This window comes from Nocardioides cremeus (assembly GCF_030518195.1).
Classification (GTDB): domain Bacteria; phylum Actinomycetota; class Actinomycetes; order Propionibacteriales; family Nocardioidaceae; genus Nocardioides; species Nocardioides cremeus.
Genome location: NZ_JAULSC010000001.1, coordinates 229627 through 252838, shown reverse-complemented (window position 1 = coordinate 252838; position 23212 = coordinate 229627). Strand labels below are relative to the sequence as shown.

Genomic DNA, 23212 nt, shown 5'->3' with positions numbered 1-23212 from the left:
TGGTCGTCAGCCCAGCGGCTCGCCCTCGCAGCAGTTCGCCTTGAACTTGCAGTGCGGGCAGAACCAGCGGGTGGCGATGGGGTCGAACTCGTGCCCGCAGGCCATGCAGGAGTAGTAGCCGCTCATGGCGGTCCAGCCTGCCACGAGATCACCCCTCACCGCGGGCGGCGCGCACCGCCCGCTCGGCCACGGCGTGCTCGTCGGTGCGGGCGTCGTAGGACCAGAAGTCGCTCAGCCACAGGGCCGTGGCGCCGACCCCGACCACGCAGGCCACCCCGCCGCTGGTGATCGAGCCGCGCACCGACCACAGGTCGGCCGTGACGCCGGCGCGCACCTGCCCGCCCAGCGGTCCCACCGAGTAGGAGAGCATCTCGATCCCGGCCAGGCGCCCGCGCATCCCCTCCGGGATCGTCTGGCTCCACACGATCCCGCGGAAGACCCCGGAGACCATGTCGGCGGCGCCGGCCAGCGCGAAGAAGCCGGCGACCAGCCAGAAGGTCGGCATCAGGCCGGCAAGCGCGATGCACACGCCGTACGCCGCCGCGGCCAGCACGATCGCACGCCCGTGGTGGTGCACCCGCGCGGTCCACCCCGACAGCGCGGTCGCCACCAGGGCCCCGACGGTCTCGGCGGAGTAGAGCAGCCCGATCAGCTCGGGGCGCCCGAAGACGGTCTCGGCCAGTGCCGGGAAGAGCACCACCGGCATCGCCAGCAGCATCGCCGCGATGTCGACCAGGTAGGTGCCGAGCAGGTCGCGCCGACCCATCGCGTAGCGGAAGCCCATGGCGATGCCGGCCAGGCTCGGCGGAGTCGTCTCCTCGCGGTGCGGGTGCGAGCCCATCGCCAGGTACATCAGCGTGGCCACCGCCAGGCCGGCCACGTCGACCACGAAGCACCAGCCCAGCCCGACGAAGGCGATCAGAAGCCCGCCCACCGCGGGCCCCACGAGCACGCCGATCTCCATGCCCAGGCTGGTCAGCGCCTGCGCGGCGGGGATCTCGTCGTGGCGCACGGTGCGCGGCATCAGCGCCTCGCGGGAGGGCCGCTGCATCGAGGAGGTGGAGGCCAGCACCGCGGCCAGCGCGAAGACCAGCCACAGCTGCGGGTCGGGCCCGAAGGCGCCGAACGCGTTGGCGGCCAGCACCGCGGTGGCCACCGCCTGGGCGACGCCGGTGGCCACCAGCAGCCGCTTGCGGTCGACGTGGTCGGCCAGCGCGCCGCCGTACAGGCCGAAGACGACCAAAGGCACCAGCTCGACCAGGCCGACCAGGCCGACCGCGAGGTTGGAGCCGGTCTCGGTGTAGACCTGGTAGGGGATCGCGACGTAGGTGACCATCGCGCCGAGGTAGAAGACGGTGCCGGCCACGAAGAGCAGCCGGAAGTCGCGCGAGGTGCGCAGCGGGGTCAGGTCGATGCGCAGCGCCCGCAGCCGCTCACCCCAGGTCATGCTCGGTCATGCTCGATCACAAGGGTCCAGGCTGCCAGCGCCGCGGCCCGGCCGCGATCTATTTAGCGGCGGGTGACGCGGATGCGGGCGCCGTCGCGGGGCACCGAGGTGATGTTGCGGACCTTGGGCACGTCGGAGACGGGGGTGGCCACGTCGTGGACGCGCAGCACCTCGCGCAGCACCGCGACGCCCTCCATCTGTGCGAAGCCGGCGCCGATGCAGCGGCGTACGCCGCCGCCGAAGGGGATCCAGGTGTTGGTCGGGGGGTTCTGGCCCAGGAACCGCTCGGGGCGGAAGACCTCGGGGTCGGGGTGGTTCTCCGACTTCTGGTGGGCCACGATGATCGAGGGCCCGACGGTGACGCCGCGGGGCAGGTCGACCCCGCCGATGGTGGCCGGGCGCATCAGGGTGCGCACCACCATCGGGATCACCGGGTGCAGGCGCATCGACTCCTTCATCACCGCCTCGAGCCAGGCGTCGTCCTCGGCGCTGTCGCCGTCGGCGGCGGCCTGCGAGCGGCGCAGCAGCTCGGGGTCGCGGCCGAGCTCGTAGAGCGCCCAGGCCAACGAGGTGGCGGTGGTCTCGTGCCCCGCGAGCAGCAGGGTGATCAGCTGGTCGCGCAGCTCGGTGTCACTGAGGCGGCCGAGGCCGTCGCCCTCCTCGGCCCCGTGCCTGATCAGCCGCGACAGCACGTCGCTGCGCTCGGCGAGGTCGGGGGCCGTACGCCGCTCGCGGATCTCGGCATAGATCAGCCGGTCGAGCTCGGCCTGGTTCTGCACCGTGCGCCGCCACGGCCCGAACCGCTGCAGCTTGGGGTAGCCCCAGCCCAGCAGCACCGCCGGGCTGATGTCGACGGTGGCGTTGACGCGCGGGCGCATCGCGGCCAGGCGCTCCTCGTCGGTGACGCCGAAGACCACGCGCAGGATGACCTCGAGGGTCAGCACGTTCATCCGGTCCAGCGAGCGCAGCACCACCCCGTCGGGCCAGTGCGCGGCCTCGTCGGCGGCCAGGTCGGTGACCAGCGAGCGGTACTCGCGCAGCGCGGCGCCGTTGAAGGCCGGCATCAGCAGCTTGCGGGCCCGCTTGTGGTCGTCGCCGTCCTGCAGCAGCAGCGAGTGCTCGCCCATGACCGGCCCGAGGATGGCGTTGCCCTTGCCGGCGTGGAAGAACTGCGGGTCGGCGGCGAAGATCTCCTTGGCGTGCTCGGGCCGGGTGAAGAAGACCAGCGGCTGCCCGCCCGGCACCAGCCGGACGGTGAAGACGTCGCCGTAGGTGCGGTGCAGGTAGGGGTGCATCCAGTGCCGGAAGCGCAACAACGCCGCCGTCTGCACCAGGGCCGGCCACCGCGGCCCGGCCGGCAGCCCCTCCGGGGCGACCCGTGGTGAGCGGGCCTCCCCGACCGAGGCTCCGCTCATCCGCCGGAACCTCTCCTCGGTCAGCTCCCCGGTCTCGGGGAGCTGGTCGAGCAGGGCGTTCTGAGGGGTGGCCATGTCACATACTAGGAGTACGTACCCCCGGGATGTCGAGGGTCAGCGGCCGCCGGCCCGCTCCGTGGACGCCTGCGGCGCCAGGTGCCGGGTCAGGAAGTGCACCTGGTGGGCGAGCGCGGGGGCGAAGAAGTCCTTGCCGGGCCAGACGTCGAAGTGGTCGCCGGGGTAGTGCCGGACCTCGGCCCGCCCCTTGACCGCCGCCTTGGCCGCGGCGTGCGGCGGAGCGAGCCGGTCGAAGTCGGCGATCTGCACCAGCAACGGGCAGGCGACCTCCTTGGCCCGCTTGACCGGACGGTGGCTGCCGAGCTCGAGGGCCACGGCGGCGTCGACCTCGTTGCGCCACGACGGCCCCGCCAGGGCCAGGTAGTCGTCCTTGCAGCCCGGCAGCGTCAGCGCGCCCTGCTGACCGGGGTCGGCGACGACCGGCACCATCACCGGGCCGCGCCGGGAGCCCAGGGCCCGCGAGCGCACGCCGTCGACGGTGGAGCGGGCCAGCGTCAGTGGCGAGTGGTGGCGCAGCGCCAGCCGGCCGGCCGCGGCCCCGTCGACCAGCGGCGTCAACGAGACCACAGCGGCCACGTCGTCGCGCCCGGCGGCCACGGCCAGCACGTGCCCGCCCGCGAGCGAGACCCCCCACAGCACCAGGCGCCCGGGGTCGACACCCGGCAGCACGGCAGCGGCGCGGCAGGCCGCGGCGAAGTCCTCGAGCTGGCCGGCCACCGAGACCCGCTGGCGTGTGGACCCGCCCGAGAGCCCGAAGCCGCGGTAGTCGAAGGCCAGCACGTCGAGCCCCGCCGCGGCCAGGCCGTCGGCGAAGGGCAGCAGGCCGGAGTCGACGGTGCCGGCGAGGCCGTGGGCCATCACCACCACCGGACGTCCGACCGGACCGGCCAGGTCGTCGTGGGCGGCCGCGACGTGGGTGGCCACGCACTCGTCGTCACCGGAGCGGAAGCGCACCTCGCGGTGGGCCTGCGAGGAGGCGGTGACCTCGGGGGTCAGGGTCGTGTCGGTCATGACGTCCTTCCGTAGATGGTGCGCAGCCACACCGCGACCACGCCCTCGACCAGGTCCTCGCGCGCCAGCGGCCCGCCCAGGGCCACCCGCTCGAGCATCCGGTCGTTGAGCTCGAGCAGCACCGTGGCCAGCGTGGTCGCCGGTACGCCGCCGGGCGCGCGGCCGGCGGCCCGCTCCGCCTCGATCATCGCGGCGACCACGGGCACGAACGACTCGCGGTCGGCGTCCCACAGCTCGCGCACGGCCGGGCTGGAGGCGCGAGCCTCCAGGGTGGCGCGGCACAGGTGCTCGTGGCGGTCCCAGCTGGCGAACAGGCCCCGGATGGTGCCCTCGATCCGCTCCTGCGGGCTGCCCTCGCCGGTGAGGTGCGCGGCGGCGGCCGCGGTGTCGTCGTACATCTGCTCCATCAGCGCCGCGACCGCGGCGGCCTTGTTCTCGAAGTAGAAGTAGAACGCCGAGCGGGTCACCCCCGCGCGCCGCGAGATCTCCGAGATGTTGATGGCCTCGAGCGTGGAGTCCTGCAGCAGCGCGTCGAGGGCGCCGAGCAGCGCCGTGCGCCGCTGGTCGCCGCGCAGGGTCGCGTTCTCGGGCGAGTGCGCCTGCGCCTGCTGGTGGCCGCGCGCCCGGGCGGCGGCGGTGTCGAGCGTGCTCACCGGGCTCCCGCGAGGACGCCGCCACCGAGGCGCTCGGCGCGCTGGAGGCCGGCCGGGATCTCCTTGGCGCGCAGGTCGTGCTCGTAGATGAAGTAGTCGACCTGCTGGGTGTGGCGGGGCCGGTCGAGCACGTGGCCGGTGTACTTCTGCTGGTCGGCGTCGATGACCTGCTCCATGGTGGCGGCGTCCGGCAGGCGGTAGCGACCCACCGCGTAGGCGCCGAGCAGCCGGGCCTGGCTCTCCACGAACGGGAACAGCGTGGGGGTGGACTGCGCGAACCCCATGAACACCAGGTCCTCGCGACCGGGCAGGAACATCCGCTTGAAGAGCCGGATCTGGTTCTCGGGGGCGCTGACCACGTCGGGGTCGAAGAACGGGAAGGTGATGTTGTAGCCGGTGGCGTAGACGATGACGTCGAACTCCCCCGAGGTGCCGTCCTCGAAGTGCACGGTCGAGCCGTCGAGCCGCGAGACGTTGGGCTTGGGGGTGACGTCTCCCGAGCCCAGTCGCAGCGGCAGCTCGACCGACTGGGTCGGGTGCGCCTCGAAGAACTTGTGGTTGGGCTTGGGCAGCCCGTAGAGCTCGGGGTTCGAGCCGGCCATGAACTGCATCTTCTGCAGCACCTTGCGCTGCCACGCCAGCGGCAGGTACGGCGTGGTCACGTAGTACTTGTCGGCCGGCAGGCCGCCGGTGTACTTGGGCACGATCCAGGCGCTGGAGCGGGTGGAGAGCGTGACCTCGTTCTGCAGGCTGCGGCTCGAGAGCTCGACGGTGATGTCGGCGGCGCTGTTGCCCAGGCCGACCACCAGGATCCGCTTGCCGGTGAAGTCGAGCGGGTCGTGGGGGTCGATGTAGTGGTGGGAGTGGATCTCCTCGCCGGTGAACTCCCCGGGGAAGTCGGCCGTGCGCGGGTCCCAGTGGTGGCCGTTGGCCACCACGAGCAGGTCGACGTGGCGCTCCTCGCCCGACTGCAGGCGCAGGTCCCACCCGCCGCCGGGCGCGGGGTCGGCGTGCTCGACGCCGTTGCGGAACTCGATCGGGTCCAGCAGGCCGAACGCCTCGGCGTAGGAGTCGAGGTAGGCCTTGACCTGGGTGTGGTGCGGGAAGTCGGGGTAGTCCTCGGGCATCGGGAAGTCCTTGAAGGACAGCCGGTGCTTGGAGGTGTCGATGTGCAGCGAGCGGTAGGCGCTGCTGTGCCCGTTGGGGTTGCCGAACGCCCAGTTGCCACCGATCCGGTCGGAGCTCTCGTAGCAGGTGTAGGGCACGCCGTAGTCGCCGAGCATCTTGCCGGCGGTCAGCCCGCTGATGCCGGCGCCGATGACGGCGGTGGTCGGCAGGGACGATGCGGGCACGGGGCCTCCCGGGGTAGGGGCGGAGCCGACCGGGACGGGCCGGGATGGTGTGACGCGGGCCACGGTAGAGCCAAGAGTTGACACGCGTCAACAGCGTCGTGCGGGAGTCCTGCGGGCCCCTCCGGCCGTACGCTGCGCCCGTGCCCACCCTCCCGCGCCGTCGCGCGCGCCTGGCCTCGTCGCTCGCCCTCGCGCTCGGGACGGGGGTGGCGCTGCTGCCGGGCGCACCGGCCACGGCCCGGCCCGCGGGCGACACGCTCTTCCCCCAGCAGGGCAACAGCGGCTACCAGGTGCGGGTCTACGACGTGGCGATGGACTACCAGCCGGTGACCAACCGCGCCACGGCCCGGGTGGTGGTGCGGGCGCGGGCCACGCGGGCCCTCGACTCCTTCCACCTCGACTTCTCCGGGCCGCGCGTCACCGAGGTGCTCGTCGACGGGGTCGCGGCGCGGCACCGGCGTACGGGCGCGCACGAGCTGGTCGTCACCCCCGCCGAGCGGGTGGAGCGGGGCCGGTTCACCGTCGCGGTGTCGTGGCGGGGCGAGCCGCCCGAGCACACCGACGCCGACGGCAGCACCGAGGGCTGGGTGCGCACCTCCGACGGGGCGGTGGCCCTGGGCGAGCCGGTGGGCGCGATGACCTGGCTGCCCTCCAACAACACCCCCGGCGACAAGGCCCGCTTCCGCTACGCGATCACGGTGCCGACCGGATACGAGGTGGCCGCCAACGGCGACCTCGTCGGCCGCGACGAGAGCGCCACGTCGACGACGTGGCGCTGGGACGCGCGCGACCCGATGCCCACCTACCTGGCGATGGTCGCGATCGGGCAGTTCGACGTGCACGAGTCGACGACGACCTCGCTCGACGGGCGCACCATCCCGATCTGGTCCTTCACCGACCCCACCACCGGCTCGGCGGCCGCCGCCCGGGCGGCACTTCCCGAGATCATCGCCTTCAGCGAGCGGCTCTTCGGGCCCTACCCCTTCACCTCGGCCGGCCTGGTCGTCGACGACGCACGCGTCGGCTACGCGCTCGAGACCCAGACCCGCGCCTTCTACCCGCCGGGCGCGGCGACCACCTCGACGGTGGTCCACGAGGTCGCCCACCAGTGGGTCGGCAACGCCGTCACCCTCACCGACTGGCACGACATCTGGCTCGCCGAGGGCTTCGCGGTGTACGCCGAGTGGCTCTACGCCGCCGAGCACGGCGGGCCGCGCCCCGGTCAGCGCTTCGACTCGCTCTACGCGCGCCCGGCCTCTGACGACCTCTGGAGCCCCGCCCCGACCCGGTTCACCGACAGCGCCGACCTCTTCGGGGAGCCGGTCTACGTGCGCGGCGCGATGACCCTGCACGCGCTGCGCCAGCGGGTCGGCGACGACGACTTCTTCGCGATCCTGCGCGCCTGGGTGCGACGCCACGACGACGCCAACGTGCGCACCCGCGACCTGGTGCGCCTCTCCGAGCGGGTCTCGGGCGAGGAGCTCAGCGGGCTGTTCCGCGAGTGGCTGGTGCGCGACGGCAAGCCGCGAGGTTAACGCACGGAAAGTGTGGAGTCTGCGATCAACCAGGTTGATCCAGGACTCCACACTTCTCTGCCCCCACCCACGTGCCCAGCGAGACGCGCGCACATCGGCTAGATCCGGTCGACGCTGACGCGTGCGGCCGGCGGCAGGGACTCATCGGCAAGACCTCAGTGCAGAGCGACGCCGCGGCGGTAGACCGCGCGCACCAGCGGCACCCCGGGCCGGTAGGCCAGGTGCACGTGGCTGGGCGCGTCGAGCACGACCAGGTCGGCGCGCCGGCCGGGCACCAGCGCCCCCACGTCGTCGCGGTCGAGGGCCCGGGCGCCGCCGAGGGTGACCGCGCGGACCGCCTCGGCCGGGGTCATCCCCATCTCGCGCACCGCCAGCGCGACGCAGAACGGGATCGAGCTGGTGAAGCACGAGCCGGGGTTGCAGTCGGAGGCCAGCGCGACCTCGACGCCAGCGTCGAGCAGCCGGCGCGCGTCGGGGTAGGGCTGGCGCGTCGAGAACTCCACGCCGGGCAGCAGGGTCGCGATGGTGCCGCTGTCGCGCAGCGCGTCGACGTCGGCGTCGGCGAGGTGGGTGCAGTGGTCGACGGCGACCAGGCCGAGCTCGCAGGCCAGCTGCACGCCCGGGCCGGGGCCCAGCTGGTTGGCGTGCAGCCGCCCGCGCAGGCCCGCGGCCGCGCCGGCCGCCAGCACGGCGCGCGCCTGGTCGGCGTCGAAGGCGCCCCGCTCGCAGAAGGCGTCGATCCAGCGGGCGTGCGGCGCGGCCGCCTCGAGCATCGGACCGGTCACCAGGTCGACGTACGCCGCCGGGTCGTCCGCGTGCTCGGGCGGCACCACGTGGGCGCCGAGGAAGGTGGTCTCGTCGGTGAGCTCGCGCGCGACCGCGAGCGAGCGGGCCTCGTCGTGCACGCTCAGGCCGTAGCCGCTCTTGATCTCGACGGTGGTGGTGCCCTGGCGCCGCATCTCGGCGACCAGGCCGGCTGCGTGGGCCAGCAGCTGCTCGTCGGTGGCGGCGCGGGTGGCGGCCACGGTGGTGCGGATGCCGCCAGCGGAGTAGCTCTCGCCGGCCATCCGGGCTGCGAACTCCGCCGACCGGTCGCCGGCGAAGACGAGGTGGCTGTGGCTGTCGACGAAGCCGGGCAGCACCGCGCGCCCGCCCAGGTCGACCGCGGCGTCGGCGGCCGGCGCGTCAGCGGCCTCCCCGACCCAGGCGACCCGGCCGCCCTCGACGACCACGGCCGCCCTGACCACCAGCCCGAGCGGGTCGGCCGCGGTGGTGCGGGCCGGGTCGTTGGTGGCCAGCTCGGCGATGCCGGTCAGCAGCAAGGAGGTCATCGGGCGTCCTTCCAGAGGCGGTCGATGGCGGCGGCGAGCTCGCGGCCCACGTCGGCGGACTGCTCGCGGGTGTGCACGAGCCGGCCGTCGACCACCACGCGGGTGACGTCGGCGCCGGTCGCGGCGAAGACGGCCGTGTGCTCGTCGGCGCCGGTGCCGGCGGTGCGGGGGCTGCTCGTGTCGAGGGTGACCAGGTCGGCGCGGGCGCCGACGGCGATCCGGCCGGCGTCGGCGAAGCCCAGCGCGTCGTGGGCCAGGCCCGCCTCGAGCAGCTCGGCGGCGCTCCAGTGGCCCCGGCTCTCGGCGACCAGCCGCTCGTCGAGCTCGACCGCGCGCATCTCCTCGAGCAGGTCGACCACGGCGTGGCTGTCGGAGCCCAGGCTCAGCGCGCTGCCGGCCTCGTGCAGCGCCCGGCTCGGGCCGACCCCGTCGCCGAGGTCGCGCTCGGTGGTCGGGCAGAAGCAGGCGCGGGTGCGGCTGTCGCCCAGGGCGAGCACGTCGGCGTCGTCGAGGTGGGTCGCGTGCACCGCGCTGGTCAGCGGCCCGAGCACCCCTGCCTCGGCGAGCACCTGCGTGGGCGAGGCGTCGTACGCCGCGCGGCAGGCGTCGTTCTCGGCGCGCTGCTCGCTCAGGTGCACGTGCAGCGGCCGCCCCCGGGCGGCCTCGACCACGGTGGCCAGCTGGTCACGCGGCACCGCGCGCACCGAGTGCACGGCCGCCCCGACGACGACGTGGTCGGCGCCGGCCACCGAGGCGTCGAGCGCCTCGACGCGCTGGGCCCACCGCTCGGCGTCGCCGTCGCTGTAGCGCAGCTGGGCACCCTCGACCGGCGCCGCGAAGCCCGATGAGAGGTAGCAGGTGTCGAGCAGGGCGATCCGGATGCCCGCGCGCCGCGCGGCCTCGACGAGCACCAGCCCGGTCTCGTTGGGCTCGGCGTAGGCCCGCCCGCCGGGCGCGTGGTGCAGGTAGTGGAACTCCCCCACCGTCGTGATCCCCACCGCCGCCATCTCGCGGTAGAGCGCGGTCGCCAGCTGCAGGTAGTCGTCGGGCTCCAGCCGCTCGGCCAGGTCGTACATCTGCTCGCGCCAGGTCCAGAACGTGCCGCCCCCGCGCTGGGTGCGCCCCCGCAGCGCCCGGTGGAAGGCGTGGCTGTGGTTGTTCGCCAGGCCGGGCAGGGTCAGGCCCGGGACCCTCTCGACCTCCCGCGCGCCAGCGGCGTCGGGCTCGACCCGGGTGAACCGGCCGCCCTCGACCTCGACCAGCACGTCGTCCTGGACACGACCCTCGACCCACGCCCGCTCCAGCAGGTACGCCGTCATCGGCCCCGTCACGTGCACAGCCGCTCGAGGGTGTCGGCCAGCGCGTCGACGCCGGCCAGGCAGTCGGGTAGCTCGGCGTGCTCGGCCGGGGAGTGGGAGACGCCGGTGGGGTTGCGCACGAAGAGCATCACGGTGGGGATGCCGGCCGCGGACAGGACGCCCGCGTCGTGGCCGGCCTGGGTCGGCAGCACCGGCCAGTCGCCGCCGGTGTGGTCGGCGGCGACGCGGCGGGCCAGGTCGGGGTCGAAGCGCACGAGGCCCGAGACCGACTCGGCGACCACCCGCACCCCGGTGCCGTCGGTCTCGGCGCGGCTGACAGCGCGCTGCTCGAGCGCGGCCACCAGCCCGGCCAGCGCGTCCTCCGACTCCGCGCGGGCGTCGAGCCAGGCGGTGACCCGCGAGGGCACGGCGTTGGTGCCGTTGGGCACGACCTCGACCCGGCCGAAGGTGGCCCGCGAGCCGCTGAGGCGGGCCTGCTCGTCGGCGGCCAGCGCGGTCGCCGCATAGGTCAGCATCGGGTCGGCGCGGTCCTGCATCCGGGTCGTGCCGGCGTGGTCGGCGGTGCCGGTGAGCTCGAAGCGGTAGCGCCCGTGCGGCCAGATCCCGCTCGCCACCCCGATCGCGCGACCCAGGTCGACCAGCGCCCGGCCCTGCTCGACGTGCAGCTCGACGAAGGTGGTCACCCCGGCCAGCAGGTCGGGGTCGTCGGGCGCCGGCCCGGGCAGGCCGGCCGCCTCGAGGGCGTCGGGCAGCGCGACACCCGCGCGGTCGCGCCGCCCGCGCGCGTCGGCCCACGCGGTCGCGCCGGTCAGCAGCCGAGAGCCGAGGCAGGCCAGCCCGAAGCGCGAGCCCTCCTCCTCGACGAAGACCGAGACCCCGACCGGGCGCGCCGGCACGACGCCGCGCTCGCGCATCCGGTCGATCGCGGCGAGCGCGGAGACCACCCCGAGCGGGCCGTCGTACGCCCCGCCGTCGAGCACGGAGTCGAGGTGCGAGCCGGTCAGCAGCCGCTCGTCGGGGCGGGTCGCGTGCTCCTCTCCCCACCAGCCGACGAGGTTGCCCAGGCCGTCGCCCGCGACCCGCAGCCCGCGCTGCTCGCAGGCCTCGACGAACCACGCCCGCAACTCTGCCTCGGCGCTCGCGAACGGCTGGCGGAAGTAGCCGCCGCTGGCGTCCGAGCGCCCCACCGGCGCCAGCGCGCGCCACATGGCCTCGAAGTCATCGGCCACCGGGCCACCCGCCTCTCCCGTCGTGCTGCTCCCACTGCTCCCACTGCTCACGGACATACTCGACCTCATGGAGTTCCAGGACGTCGTGCGCCGCCGACGGATGGTGCGTGACTACGCCGACCGGCCGGTCGCGCGCGAGCAGGTCGACCGGATGCTCGACAACGCCACCCGCGCGCCCAGCGCCGGCTTCAGCCAGGGCTGGTCGTTCCTGGTGCTCGACACCCCCGACGACGTACGCCGCTTCTGGCGCGCCACCTCCGACGACGTCGACGACCCGGACCGCTGGCTGGCGGGGATGATGCGGGCGCCGGTGGTGGTCGTGCCGTGCAGCAGCCGCGCGGCCTATCTCGAGCGCTACGCCGAGCCCGACAAGGACGGCACCCGCCGGCGCAACGGCGCGCCCGCCGGCGACCCGTGGACGGTGCCCTACTGGCACATGGACGCGGCGATGGCCAGCCTGCTGATCCTGCAGACCGCGGTCGACGAGGGGCTGGGGGCGTGCTTCTTCGGGCTGCCGCCGCACCGGGAGCCGGAGGTGCGCGAGGAGTTCGCGGTGCCCGACGACGTCGACCCGGTCGGGGTGATCACGATCGGGCACCGGGCCGAGCGCCGCGGCACCAAGGGCTCGCCCGCCACCCGGCGGCGGCGTCCCGTGGACGAGGTCGTGCACCGGGGCGGCTGGGCCTGACCAGGCCGGGCGGGGAGGGGTCTGGGGCACGCCCCCAGTCCAGCCAGCGCAGCCGCGTGGGTCAACGGCCCGCACCGCCACCGCTGTCTCGGATGCGAGACCCGACGTTCCGGTCCGTCGCGCCCGGGCGGGCGCGTAGCCTGCGCCCGTGACCTTGAGGGAGGGCGCGGAGCACTCGCGCGCGGTGGGCAAGCTGCAGGCGCTGGTGCGGATCCCGACGGTGAGCCACCGTGACCCTGACCTCGTCGACACCGCCGCCTTCGACGAGTTCCTCGCCGAGCTCGAGCGGCAGTTCCCGCTGCTCCACGAGCACCTGGACCTGACCCGGGTGCACACCCACGGCCTGCTGCTGCACTGGCGCGGCGCCGACGACGCCCGCCCGGTGGTGCTGATGGCCCACCTCGACGTGGTGCCCGTCGAGGGCGAGTGGCAGCACCCACCCTTCAGCGGCGCCATCGCCGACGGCTCCGTGTGGGGTCGCGGCACGCTCGACGACAAGGGGTGCCTGGTCGGCATCTGCGAGGCCGTCGAGACCCTGCTCGAGGCCGGGCACACCCCCGCCCAGGACGTGTGGCTCTCGTTCGGGTGCGACGAGGAGGTCTTCGGCCACGCCGCGCCGCTCGCGGTCGAGGTGCTGCGCCGGCGAGGCGTACGCCCGTGGTTCGTGCTCGACGAGGGCGGCGCGATCGCCTCCGAGGCCTTCCCCGGGGTCGGGGCGCCGATCGGGGTCATCGGGGTGACCGAGAAGGGCGCCACGTCGGTCGAGCTGCGCGCCGAGGGCCGCGGCGGGCACGCCTCGACCCCGGCCCGCAACGGCCCGACCGCGCGGATCGCGCGTGCCATCACCCGGCTGGAGAGGGCGCCGCTGCCGGCGAGCCTGCCCGCCCCGACGATCGAGCTCTTCCGGCGCCTGGCGCCGCACGCGCCGCTGCCGCTGCGCCCGCTGATGGCCAACGCCGAGCGGCTGCGCCCGGCCCTGACCCGGGTGCTGCTGGCCGCCGGGCCCGAGACCGCCGCGATGGCGCGCACCACCGCCGCGGTCACCACGCTGTCGGGCTCCCCCGCGCTCAACGTCATCGCCGGCACCGCGAAGGCCGGGGTCAACCTGCGGCTGATGGTCGGCGACACCGTCGACGACGTGCTCGCCCACGTGCGGCGCACCGTCGGCAGGGGCATCGAGGTCGACGTGCTCGAGAGCGGCGAGGCCAGCCCGGTCTCGCCGTACTCCACCGTCGACGGACGCGGCGGGCACGCCACGGTCGACGAGGCGTTCGCGCTGCTCGAGGAGACGATCACCGAAGTCTTCCCCGACGCCGTGCCCGCGCCGTACGTGATGATGGCCGCCACCGACTCGCGCCACTTCACCGCGATCTGCGAGCGCGTCTACCGCTTCGCGCCGTTCCGGATGACCAAGGCGCAGCGCGAGTCCATCCACTCCTACGACGAGCACATCGGGGTCGAGGCCTTCCTCGACGGCGTCGACTGGTACCGCCGACTCATCGAGAGGCTCTCGTGAACCGCTCCCTGCCCCCCGGCGCCCGTGGCCTGGCCACGATCGTCGGCTTCCTGGTCGTCGTCGAGCTCGCCAGCGGCGTGCTGCAGGGCTACTACACGCCGATCTTCAGCGACATCGCCGACCACCTCGGCATCCAGGACGCCGACGTCAACTGGTTCGAGGCGGCCCAGCTGCTCGTCTCGGCGCTGTGCGTGCCGCCGCTGGCGCGGCTGGGCGACCTGGTGGGCCACAAGAAGGTGCTGCTGCTCTCGACCGCGGTGACCGCGGCCGCCTCCTGGGGGGTGGCCTTCGCACCGTCCTTCGAGACCTTCCTGGTCGCCTGGGCGCTGCAGGGCTTCTACGTCGTGTGGCTGCCGCTCGAGGTCGCGATCATCTACCGCCGCACCGCCGGCTCCGGGCGCCAGGGCGTGCTGACCCGCCGCTCGGCCGCCGTGCTGGTCGGGGCCCTCGAGCTGGCCGTGATCATCGGCGCGCTGACCTCGGGGATGCTCGTGGAGCGCACCTCGATGACGGTGCTGCTGGCGCTGCCCGCGATCGTGGTCACGCTGTGCCTGCTCGTCATCTGGGTCGGCATCGACGACGTGCCCGGCGAGGCCACCGGCGGCTTCGACTGGCCCGGCCTCGGGCTGGTCACCGCCGCGCTGCTGCTGGTGATGGGCGGACTGATCGCGGTGCGCCTGCAGGGCCCGGCCAGCGTGCTGCCGTGGCTGCTGATCGTCGCCGGGCTCGCCGTGCTGGTGCCGTTCCACCGCGTCGAGGCCTCCCGCCCCGACCCGATGATCGACGTGCGCCTGCTCGCCACCCGCGGTCAGTGGCCGGTGCAGCTGACGGCGTTCCTCTTCGGCATCTCCGTGCTCGGCGCCCAGATCCCGCTCTCCACCTTCGCCCGCACCGACCCCGACGTGGTCGGCTACGGCCTCGGCGCCGACGCGGCGTTCGTCTCCACCCTGGTCGGCGTGTACGTCGTCTTCCTGGCCGTCGGCGCCTTCACGCTGCCGCTCAGCGCCCGCCTGCTCGGCCCCCGCGGCGCGCTGGTGACGGCCGCGCTGCTGGTGGCCCTGGGCTACGGGCTCTTCCTGCCGCTGCACGACTCCACCACCCAGACGCTGGTGAACATGGCGGTCGCGGGTGTCGGCTCCGGCGCCCTCGTCGCGGCCCTGCCGGCGACCGCGGCCGCCGCCGCCCCGCCCGACCGCACCGGCTTCGCGACGGGCATGACCAACGCGACCAAGACCGTCGGCGGCGCCTTCGCCAGCTCGGTCTTCGCGATCGCCCTGGCCTCCACCGGCTCCCTCGACGAGCCGGGCGCCGGCCAGGCCCCGCTGTCGGGCTACCTCACCGTGTGGGCCATCTGCTCGGTCTCGGCGGTCGTCGCGGCCGCGGTGCTGCTGATGACGCCGCGCATCGTCGAGGACGCACCCGAGACGCCGGTCGAGGCCGTGCCGGTGCCCTGAGCACCGATCTGGGTACGCGGGCTCACGACCGGAGGCCCCGACGCGGGGCAGGCTGTGCCCATGAGCTCCCGCACCGACCCGGTCCCGACGATGTACGGCGCCCCGACGACGTCGCGCTCGCCCGGGGCGGCGTACGCCGTGCCGGCGCTGCTGGCACTGGTGCCCAGCTGCCTGGCCCTGGCCGCCGCCGTCGCGCTGTCGGTCCTGGGCTGGGTCGACACCGATCCCTGGGCGGGCCTGCTCTTCGTCTACGCCTTCATCCTCGCCGTGCCCGCGATCGCGTCGCTGACGCTGCTCGGCCTCGCCCACCGGGTGCGCCGGCACAGCCCGGGGGCCAGCCAGGCGCTGGCCTGGGCCGCGCTCGCCGTCATCGCTCTGGTGGGCCTCGCCGCCAGTCGCTACCTGGCCCCGTACTGACCGATCCCCCACAACGACCACGCCGGCCGAGACCGGAGAGCAGGATGTGCCCATGACCACCGACCTCACGCCCCGAGCGGTCGCGCCACGTCCCGTCGGCCTGATCCGGCTGGCGCGCGTCGTGCTGACCCTCGACCTGCTCGCCCTGGTCGGCTGCCTGGTGCTGGCCACCCTCTCCTGGAACGACACCAGCTCCTCGACGGCCTCGCTGGGGATCGCGGTCGCGGTCGTGCTGGCGGTCCCGTTCCTGGTCTCCGCGGCGATGGTCCTCCAGGCCCGACGGGTGCGGTTGCGGACCGACGCCTGGACGCTGGTGGTCCTCGGCTCGGTCGTCACCTTCGGCCTGCTCGGGCTGGTCTCCCTGCAGCTGCTGTTCGGCTCCTGAGCCGCCGCCCGCCTCGGGCGGGCTGCCTATCATCGGGGCGAGGGAGGTGGCGACATGTCCGAGGAGCCCCGCCGCCGCGCCGACGCCGCGCGGCCCACCGACGAGTCCCGGGCCGCCGACGAGGTCGAGCGGCGCAAGCGCAGCGGTGAGAGCATCGCCGCCGCCCGGATCGCCAACCAGGCCACCTGGGTCGACCAGCAGGTGCGGGTGGCGATGGCCAAGGGCGAGTTCGACGACCTGCCCGGCAGCGGCCGGCCGATCGAGGACCTCGGCTCCGAGCACGACCCCGACTGGTGGGTCAAGCGCCTCGTCGAGCGCGAGCAGATCACCGGGGTGCTGCCCCCGAGCCTGCAGCTGCGCAAGGACGACGCCGAGCTCGACGCCCGGCTCGACACCCTCGCCGTCGAGCGCGAGGCCCGCCGCGAGGTCGAGGACTTCAACGCCCGGGTCATCCGCGCCCGCTACACCCCCGCCGACGGCACCCCACCGCTGATCACCATGCCCCGCGATGTCGAGGCGACCCTCGCCGCCTGGCGCGAGCGGCGTACGGCGCGTGCGGCGGTGGCCCGTGCCCGCGCGGAGGCCGAGCGCCAGGCCCAGGTCGACGCCGCCGCCTCCACCCCCTGGCGACCCTGGTGGCGCCGCCGCTGACGCTCGTGCGGCCACCCGGACCACCCCGCCGCTGTCAGATCCGTCATACCCACGGGTAACGCTTCGCTGCTACTTTCGCGCGCATGCCCAGCTCGAGCCGCAGCGCCAAGGACTTCTTCCGCCCCCTCGCCGTGGGGGCACCGACCCCGCCGAGCGAGATCCCGGCCCGGCCCAGCCGGGCGATCCACTTCTTCGACCCCAGCAACGCCAAGATGGCGGCGAAGATCCCGCAGATGGTCGGCAGCGTCGACGTGCTGCTCGGCAACCTCGAGGACGCCGTCAAGGCCGACAACAAGGAGGCCGCCCGCGACGGCCTGGTGAAGATCGCGAGCGAGACCGCCAACCTCGGAGGGGCTAGCGGGCCCACCCAGCTGTGGACCCGGATCAACGCCCTCGACAGCCCCTGGGTGCTCGACGACCTGACCACGCTGGTGCCGGCGATCGGGCACAAGCTCGACGTGATCATGGTGCCCAAGGTGCAGGGCGCCGAGGACATCCACTACGTCGACCGCCTGCTGGCCCAGCTCGAGGCCAAGGCCGGGCTCGAGAAGCCGATCCTCGTGCACGCGATCCTCGAGACCGCGCGCGGCGTGGCCAACGTCGAGGAGATCTGCGGCGCCAGCCCGCGCATGCAGGGCCTCTCGCTGGGCCCGGCCGACCTGGCCGCCGACCGCCGCATGAAGACCACCCGCGTCGGCGGCGGGCACCCCGGCTACCTGGTGCGCCAGGACCCCGACGGCTCCGGCGAGGAGGCGGTCAACGCCGCCCGCACGACGTACCAGCAGGACCTGTGGCACTACACGATCGCCCGCATGGTCGACGCCTGCGCGATGCACGGCATCTACCCCTACTACGGCCCCTTCGGCGACATCGCCGACGTGGTGGCCTGCGAGGACCAGTTCCGCAACGCCTTCCTGCTCGGCTGCGTCGGCACCTGGAGCCTGCACCCCAAGCAGATCGCCATCGCCAACCGCGTCTTCAGCCCCAGCGTCGAGGACGTCACCCACGCCCGCCGGGTGGTCGCCGCCATGGGCGACGGCACCGGCGCGGTGATGCTCGACGGCAAGATGGAGGACGACGCCTCGCTCAAGCAGTGCCTGGTGATGGTCGAGCTGGCCGAGGAGCTGGCCGCGATCGACCCCGAGCTCAAGAAGCAGTACGACGCCATCGAGATTCCCGGCCAGCCCGGACAGGAGTCCTGAGATGACCGACGTGACCCCCCTGCGCAGCGTCCTCTACATGCCCAGCTCCAACGAGCGGGCGCTCGAGAAGGCCAAGTCGATCGCCTGCGACGGCTTGATCCTCGACCTCGAGGACGCCGTCGCCCCCGACGCCAAGCCCGCCGCGCGCGAGCAGGCCGCCGCGGCCGCCTCCTCCGGCGAGTACGGCCGGCGCACCGTGACCATCCGCGTCAACGGCATCGGCACCGAGTGGCACGACGACGACATCGTCGCCGCCGCCCAGGCCGGCCCCGCCGCGGTCGTGGTGCCCAAGGTCAACAGCGCCGAGGAGGTGCACGCCCTGGTGGCGGCCCTCGAGAAGGCCGGCGCCCCCGACCACACCCGCCTGTGGGCGATGGTCGAGACGCCCGAGGCGATCTTCAACGTCCGCGAGATCGCCGCCGCCTCCGAGCGCCTGGCCGTGCTGGTGATGGGCACCAACGACCTGGTCAAGGAGCTGTACGCCGAGCACGTGCCCGGCCGCGCCCCGCTGCTGACCTCGCTGTCGTTGAGCCTTCTGGCCGCCCGCGCCGCGGGCGTGCAGATCCTCGACGGGGTCTACAACGACGTCAAGGACGACGAAGGCTTCCTGGCCGAGTGCACCCAGGGCCGCCAGATGGGCTTCGACGGCAAGACCCTGATCCACCCCGGCCAGGTCGCGCCGGCCAACGAGCAGTTCGCTCCCTCGCCCGAGGCGGTCGAGGACGCCCGCGGCCTGATCCAGGCCTGGGAGGACGGACGCGGCTCCGGCGTGGTGACCTACAAGAACAAGATGGTCGAGAACCTGCACGTCGAGTCGGCCCGCCGCACCCTGGCCATCCACGACGCCGTGCAGGCACTCGAGGGCTGAGCCAGGCGGCGTACGCCCTCAGCGACCGTCGAGGCGCGCCACCCGGCGCGCCCCGGCGGTGTGGCGGTACGACGCGTCGAGCAGCTCGGCGACCTCGTCCCAGTCGCTGCGCCCCAGGTCGAGGTCGACGCCCAGCCACCCGGAGGGCCCGAGGTAGGCCGGCACGAAGACCCGGGGGTCGTCGACCAGCGCCGCCCGGTCGTCGGGGTCGGGCAGCACCATCACCGACTGCGGGTGCTGCACCCACTCGCCGTCGAGCTTGAGCGAGCCGCCGTAGTAGGCGAAGACCTTGGTGGTGAAGAACGCCGGGCGGCCGTGGCTGACCTTCTCGGCGGCGTCGGGCCCGGCCAGCGCGATCGCACGCACACGCGCCAGGACCGGGTCGTCGTCGAACATCCGCGGGTGGGCCACGCGCACAGACTGCTCGACGCACGGGGTGGCGTCCAGGCCCGCGCGCCCGTGGGGGCCACCATGGGCGCGTGCGAGCCGTCATCCAGCGAACCCTGCATGCGCGCGTGGTGGTCGACGGGGAGGTGGTGGGCCGCACCGACCGGCCCGGGCTGCTGGTCTACCTCGGCGTCACCCACGGCGACGGCCCCGCCGACGTGGCCTGGACCGCCCGCAAGATCTGGGAGCTGCGGGTGCTGCGCGAGGAGCGCTCGGCCGTCGACGCCGACGCGCCGGTGCTGGTGGTCAGCCAGTTCACGCTCTACGGCGAGGTCCGCAAGGGCCGGCGCCCCTCCTGGTCGGCGGCCGCCCCCGGCCCGGTCAGCGAGCCGCTCTACGAGGCCCTGTGCGCCGAGCTCGAGCGCCTGGGCGCGCACGTCGAGCGCGGCCGCTTCGGCGCCGACATGCAGGTCGAGAGCGTCAACGACGGCCCGGTCACGATGCTCCTCGACAGCCCCCGCTGAGGCGCGCTCAGCCGCAGAGTCAGCCCCAGAGCTCGCGCACCCGGTCGGCGTACGCCGCCGCCTGGGCGTGCCCGGCGCGCGCCGAGCCCGGCCGGGCGGCGGGGTCGAGCACGTTCTTGCCGATCGCGGCGCGGGAGGCGTCGTCGGGGGTGATCACCAGGTACGGCACGCCGAGCTCCTCGAGCTGCTGCCGGGCGCTGCGGATCGGCCCGAGCGAGCGGTCCAGCGGCGAGAGCACCACGACGCGGTCGCAGCCCTCGGCGAGGTCGGCGTTGGCGCCCGAGCGCATGCCGCCGTCGACGTAGGTGCGCGCGCCGATCGGGATCGCGGGGTAGACGCACGGCACCGCGCAGCTGGCGTTGACGGCGTCCTCGAGCCCGACCTCTCCGCCGGGCCGGAAGGCGGCCAGCTCACCGGTCGCGGCGTCGACGGCGGTGACGACCAGGTCGCGGTCGGGCCACTGCGTCGTGGTCAGCCGCTGGCGCACCTGGTCGTAGCGCTCGGCGATGCTGGGGGTCCGCCCGCGCGCCGCGGCCCGCACCGCGCGGGTGCCCAGCAGCCGGCCGAACCGCTCGGCGTCGCCGCGGGCGCGCAGCATCGCGACGGCGTACGTCGCCAGCACCCGCGGGCCGATCGCCGCCAGCGGCGCCTCGGTCGGTCCCTCGGGGGCGCCGGGCTCGAGGAGCTGGCGCCGGTAGAGCTCCTCGAGCGGGGTGTCGCTGGTGACCTGGGAGCCCACGATCGAGCCCGCCGAGGTGCCTATGACCCGGTCGGCACCGGTCAGGTCGGCGCCGGCCGCGGCCAACCCGGTGAGCAGTCCGGTCTCCCAAGCGATGCCGGTGATGCCGCCGCCGCCGAGCACGAGTGCCTTCATGGGCGCCAGTGTGTCGCACCGGTGGCCGGGGTGAGACTTCACCGACCGGGTGAGGCAAAACGCCACGCGCGCGCCCCAGGATCGGCACACTGGTGTGGACCAGCGGCACCAGCCTCACGGCCCCCACCGGCAACTCACCGGCACCGCCCCCCACCGACCACGCGGACTCCTGACTCGGGACCGGGCTCCGCGTCGAAGGAGTCTCATGTCCCCCACCAAGCCTGTCCCCCTGGTGGCCAGCCTGGCCACATCCGCTGCCCTGGCGCTCAGCCTGGCCCTGGCACCCACCGCCGGCGCCGCCGAGCCGACCCCGCGCGAGGGGTCCACCGCCGCCACGGCGGCCGCCCCCAGCGTCCTCGAGAAGCGCACCCGCACCCCCTTCGTCTTCAAGGGCAACGGCTACGGCACCTCGGTCGAGGGCGGCGAGCTGCCCGTCGACTCCAGCCGCGTGGCCCTGAGCTCGATGGCCTGCACGACCATCGCCGGCCGGAAGAACCGCAACTTCGTCGAGGAGAGCGAGATCCCCGGCCTGGGCACCGTGCGCGGCGTCTTCTCCCGGGTGGTGAGCAAGAAGAAGGGCGGCACCACCTTCCAGAAGTCCAAGCACAAGGTCGCCGAGCTCGTGCTCGCCGAGACCCCGCTGGGCAGCCTGTCGATCAACGGCATCGTGTCGACCACCCAGGCGTCGTTCAGCGCGAAGGACGGCTGGCAGGCGAGCGCCGAGACCAAGATCGCCGGCATCACCCTCACCCCGGCCGGCGGCGACCCGGTCCAGATCGACATCCCCTCGCCCGGCGAGACCATCCCCGTCCCCGGGCTGGCCAACATCACCCTGGGCCGGATGATCGAGAAGCCCGAGCCGGCCAAGGACCGCTCCCGCGCGTACGCCGTCGGCGTGGTTGTCGAGCTGGTCCCGTCCGGGACCACCATCAAGCTGGCGCGCAGCATGTCGAAGCTCGAGCGGGGCTTCAAGACCGGCATCTTCGGCGGCAGCGCCATCCCCGTGAAGGCCAAGGTGCTCGGCGAGCTCGCCGAGGTCGGCCGGGTCGTCCGTGAGGTGATGCCCTGCCTGGGCACCGACGGCGAGGTCCTCGAGGCCGACGCCGCCGACGTCAACCTGGGCGACCAGATCGTCGTCCAGGCCGCCAGCGCCCGCCAGCGCGGCAAGCAGACCAACCGCAAGGCCGTCGGGACCGAGGTCGCGCGCATCGCCGAGCTGGACCTCGGCGGCGGCGCCCTGGTGCTCGACGCCATCGAGTCGAAGGCCACGGTCACCCGGCTGAAGAACGGCAGGCTCAAGCGCAGCGCCACCGCCAAGGTCGGCTCCATCACCGGCGGCGACGGTGACCCGCAGAGCCTCGAGGACCTCGACGGGCTCGAGATCCCGGGCGTGCTAAAGATCGAGACCGGCCTGAAGAAGAAGATCAAGGACGGCATCCGCATCGTCGGGCTGCGCATCACGCTGCTCGACGGCACCGGCGCCGTGATCGACCTGGCCACGTCGAAGCTGTCGATCGCCGACCGCTGACCCGACCCGCACCCGGCACCGGCCCGGGGCGACGACCCGCAGCACGCGGGCCGTCGTCCCGGGCCGTCTGGTTTCTCACACCGCCGAGGCGTGGGACGAGTGGCCCCACCGCACAGCGAGGGCGTCAGATGGGGCGGTGACCACCCGCACGTCCACGAGCCCGCCCGCGACGCGGCCCACGACCCGGCGCCGCTGGGCGATGCTGGGTGCCTCGACGCTGGCCCAGGGCGCGGCCGCGGTGACGATCCACGGCCCGGCGTTCCTGATCCCGGTGCTGCGCGACGAGGGCCTGAGCCTGCCGCAGGCCGGGCTGGTCGCGGCAGCGCCGACGATCGGCGTGATGCTCACCCTGGTCGCCTGGGGCCTGCTCACCGACCGCCGCGGCGAGCGCTTCGTGCTGGTCACCGGCCTCGCGCTGACGGCCGTGGCGGGCGTGGTCGCGATGGCCGTGCGCGGCCCGGTCGCGCTGTTCGTCGCCCTCCTGGTCGCCGGCGCCGCCGCGGCGAGCACCGGCTCGGCCAGCGGCCGGGTGGTGGTCGGCTGGTTCCCGCCGCACCGGCGCGGCCTGGCCATGGGGGTGCGCCAGATGGCGCAGCCCACCGGGGTCGCGGTGGCGGCCATCAGCATCGCGGTCGTCGCCGAGTCGTACGGCGTCGCGGCCGCGCTGGGCGTCCCGGTCGCCCTCGCGACCCTCGCCGCGCTCGTGGTCGCCCTCGTGGTGGTCGACCCGCCCCGTCCCGCGCTCCGCGCCGGGGAGCGCGCCCCCAACCCCTACCGCCGCGACTCCTACCTCGCTCGCATCCACGGCGTCTCGGTGCTGCTGGTGGTCCCGCAGTTCCTGGTGTGGACCTTCGCCCTGGTCTGGCTGGTCAGCGACCGCGGCTGGTCGGCCGCGGCCGCCGGCAGCCTGGTCGCCGGCGCCCAACTGGCCGGCGCGCTCGGCCGGATCGCCGCCGGCCAGCTCAGCGACGTGGTGGCCAGCCGGCTGCGCCCGCTGCGGTGGGTGGCCGTCGCCGCGGGCCTCACGATGGTGCTGCTGGGCCTGGCTGCCGGCCAGGACGCGGCGGTGGCGGTGCCGCTGGTGGTGCTGGCCACCGTGCTGACCGTCGCCGACAACGGCCTGGCCTTCACCGCCGTCGCCGAGCGCGCCGGGCCGCACTGGTCGGGGCGGGCCCTGGGCGCCCAGAACACCGCGCAGTACCTCACCGCCTCGGCCGTGCCGCCGCTCGCGGGGCTCCTGGTCGACCGGGCCGGATACGCCGCCGCCTTCACCCTCGCCGGGCTCTTCCCGCTGCTGGCGGTGGGCCTGGTGCCGGTGCGCGACGAGCGCGACCTGGCCTGAGGGGAT

23 protein-coding genes are annotated in these 23212 nt (G+C 74.3%); 12 read left to right on the top strand and 11 right to left on the bottom strand.

What is annotated here, in order from left to right:
* Window positions 1-6: 6 nt before the first annotated feature.
* From QWJ41_RS01180 to QWJ41_RS01155, 6 genes are all read right to left on the bottom strand, one after another.
* Window positions 7-144 carry a hypothetical protein gene (locus tag QWJ41_RS01180; protein WP_302705302.1) on the bottom strand — a complete coding sequence of 46 codons (138 nt, stop codon included), beginning with the start codon at window positions 142-144 and terminating at the stop codon, window positions 7-9.
* A gap of 4 nt (window positions 145-148) precedes the next feature.
* The gene (locus QWJ41_RS01175; RefSeq protein WP_302705301.1) at window positions 149-1447 is read right to left on the bottom strand and encodes an MFS transporter; all 1299 of its coding nucleotides are present in this window, start codon (window positions 1445-1447) and stop codon (window positions 149-151) included.
* A 62-nt stretch (window positions 1448-1509) separates the two neighbouring features.
* Window positions 1510-2937, bottom strand: coding sequence for a cytochrome P450 (locus QWJ41_RS01170; RefSeq protein WP_302705300.1), 1428 nt, complete (start codon window positions 2935-2937; stop codon window positions 1510-1512).
* 39 nt (window positions 2938-2976) lie between these two features.
* On the bottom strand, window positions 2977-3951 hold the full coding sequence (locus QWJ41_RS01165; protein ID WP_302705299.1) for an alpha/beta hydrolase: 975 nt from the start codon (window positions 3949-3951) through the stop codon (window positions 2977-2979).
* Window positions 3948-4604: a TetR/AcrR family transcriptional regulator gene (locus tag QWJ41_RS01160; protein WP_302705298.1), complete on the bottom strand. Its 657-nt coding sequence runs from the start codon at window positions 4602-4604 to the stop codon at window positions 3948-3950. The genes QWJ41_RS01165 and QWJ41_RS01160 overlap by 4 nt, the downstream gene beginning before the upstream one ends.
* Complete coding sequence (locus QWJ41_RS01155; RefSeq protein WP_302705296.1) at window positions 4601-5956, bottom strand: flavin-containing monooxygenase; 1356 nt, start codon at window positions 5954-5956, stop codon at window positions 4601-4603. The genes QWJ41_RS01160 and QWJ41_RS01155 overlap by 4 nt, the downstream gene beginning before the upstream one ends.
* A gap of 140 nt (window positions 5957-6096) precedes the next feature.
* Between QWJ41_RS01155 and QWJ41_RS01150 the strand changes: the two genes are divergently transcribed.
* Window positions 6097-7491, top strand: coding sequence for a M1 family metallopeptidase (locus QWJ41_RS01150; RefSeq protein WP_302705295.1), 1395 nt, complete (start codon window positions 6097-6099; stop codon window positions 7489-7491).
* Window positions 7492-7646: 155 nt separating this feature from the next.
* Here QWJ41_RS01150 and hutI read toward each other — a convergent pair whose 3' ends face one another.
* Genes hutI through QWJ41_RS01135 form a run of 3 tightly spaced genes read right to left on the bottom strand, consistent with a single transcriptional unit; the run spans window position 7647 to window position 11370 of the window.
* Window positions 7647-8822, bottom strand: coding sequence for an imidazolonepropionase (gene hutI, locus QWJ41_RS01145; protein ID WP_302705294.1), 1176 nt, complete (start codon window positions 8820-8822; stop codon window positions 7647-7649).
* A complete protein-coding gene (locus QWJ41_RS01140) occupies window positions 8819-10153 on the bottom strand; it encodes a formimidoylglutamate deiminase (protein ID WP_336623269.1) in 1335 nt (444 codons plus the stop codon). Before QWJ41_RS01140 ends, hutI begins: the two co-directional genes overlap by 4 nt.
* Complete coding sequence (locus QWJ41_RS01135) at window positions 10150-11370, bottom strand: allantoate amidohydrolase (RefSeq protein WP_302705293.1); 1221 nt, start codon at window positions 11368-11370, stop codon at window positions 10150-10152. The genes QWJ41_RS01140 and QWJ41_RS01135 overlap by 4 nt, the downstream gene beginning before the upstream one ends.
* 67 nt (window positions 11371-11437) lie before the next feature.
* Here QWJ41_RS01135 and QWJ41_RS01130 point away from each other — a divergent pair, with 67 nt between their 5' ends.
* The 8 genes from QWJ41_RS01130 to QWJ41_RS01095 all read left to right on the top strand — a co-directional run bounded on the left by QWJ41_RS01130 (window position 11438) and on the right by QWJ41_RS01095 (window position 18551).
* Complete coding sequence (locus tag QWJ41_RS01130) at window positions 11438-12058, top strand: nitroreductase family protein (protein WP_302705291.1); 621 nt, start codon at window positions 11438-11440, stop codon at window positions 12056-12058.
* 148 nt (window positions 12059-12206) lie between these two features.
* Entirely contained in the window at window positions 12207-13574 is a 1368-nt protein-coding gene (locus QWJ41_RS01125; RefSeq protein WP_302705290.1) for a M20/M25/M40 family metallo-hydrolase, read from the top strand.
* Window positions 13571-15028: an MFS transporter gene (locus QWJ41_RS01120; RefSeq protein ID WP_302705289.1), complete on the top strand. Its 1458-nt coding sequence runs from the start codon at window positions 13571-13573 to the stop codon at window positions 15026-15028. Before QWJ41_RS01125 ends, QWJ41_RS01120 begins: the two co-directional genes overlap by 4 nt.
* A 60-nt stretch (window positions 15029-15088) precedes the next feature.
* The gene (locus QWJ41_RS01115) at window positions 15089-15445 is read left to right on the top strand and encodes a hypothetical protein (protein WP_302705288.1); all 357 of its coding nucleotides are present in this window, start codon (window positions 15089-15091) and stop codon (window positions 15443-15445) included.
* Between the two features lie 52 nt (window positions 15446-15497).
* Window positions 15498-15830, top strand: a complete 333-nt coding sequence (locus tag QWJ41_RS01110) for a hypothetical protein (RefSeq protein WP_302705287.1) — start codon at window positions 15498-15500, stop codon at window positions 15828-15830.
* A gap of 54 nt (window positions 15831-15884) precedes the next feature.
* The gene (locus tag QWJ41_RS01105; protein WP_302705285.1) at window positions 15885-16481 is read left to right on the top strand and encodes a DnaJ family domain-containing protein; all 597 of its coding nucleotides are present in this window, start codon (window positions 15885-15887) and stop codon (window positions 16479-16481) included.
* Window positions 16482-16564: 83 nt separating this feature from the next.
* Complete coding sequence (locus QWJ41_RS01100; RefSeq protein ID WP_302705284.1) at window positions 16565-17683, top strand: HpcH/HpaI aldolase/citrate lyase family protein; 1119 nt, start codon at window positions 16565-16567, stop codon at window positions 17681-17683.
* Window position 17684: 1 nt separating this feature from the next.
* Window positions 17685-18551: an HpcH/HpaI aldolase/citrate lyase family protein gene (locus QWJ41_RS01095; RefSeq protein WP_302705283.1), complete on the top strand. Its 867-nt coding sequence runs from the start codon at window positions 17685-17687 to the stop codon at window positions 18549-18551.
* 18 nt (window positions 18552-18569) lie between these two features.
* On the opposite strand, the gene QWJ41_RS01090 is transcribed toward QWJ41_RS01095, so the two are convergent.
* On the bottom strand, window positions 18570-18962 hold the full coding sequence (locus QWJ41_RS01090) for an MmcQ/YjbR family DNA-binding protein (protein WP_302705282.1): 393 nt from the start codon (window positions 18960-18962) through the stop codon (window positions 18570-18572).
* A gap of 68 nt (window positions 18963-19030) precedes the next feature.
* Between QWJ41_RS01090 and dtd the strand changes: the two genes are divergently transcribed.
* Complete coding sequence (gene dtd, locus QWJ41_RS01085; protein WP_302705280.1) at window positions 19031-19462, top strand: D-aminoacyl-tRNA deacylase; 432 nt, start codon at window positions 19031-19033, stop codon at window positions 19460-19462.
* 19 nt (window positions 19463-19481) lie between these two features.
* Here the strand turns inward: dtd and QWJ41_RS01080 are convergent, their stop codons facing one another.
* Window positions 19482-20336: a patatin-like phospholipase family protein gene (locus tag QWJ41_RS01080; RefSeq protein WP_302705279.1), complete on the bottom strand. Its 855-nt coding sequence runs from the start codon at window positions 20334-20336 to the stop codon at window positions 19482-19484.
* Between the two features lie 205 nt (window positions 20337-20541).
* Between QWJ41_RS01080 and QWJ41_RS01075 the strand changes: the two genes are divergently transcribed.
* Window positions 20542-21864, top strand: coding sequence for a choice-of-anchor P family protein (locus tag QWJ41_RS01075; protein ID WP_302705278.1), 1323 nt, complete (start codon window positions 20542-20544; stop codon window positions 21862-21864).
* Window positions 21865-22000: 136 nt separating this feature from the next.
* Window positions 22001-23206: an MFS transporter gene (locus QWJ41_RS01070; protein WP_302705277.1), complete on the top strand. Its 1206-nt coding sequence runs from the start codon at window positions 22001-22003 to the stop codon at window positions 23204-23206.
* Window positions 23207-23212 lie beyond the last annotated feature (6 nt).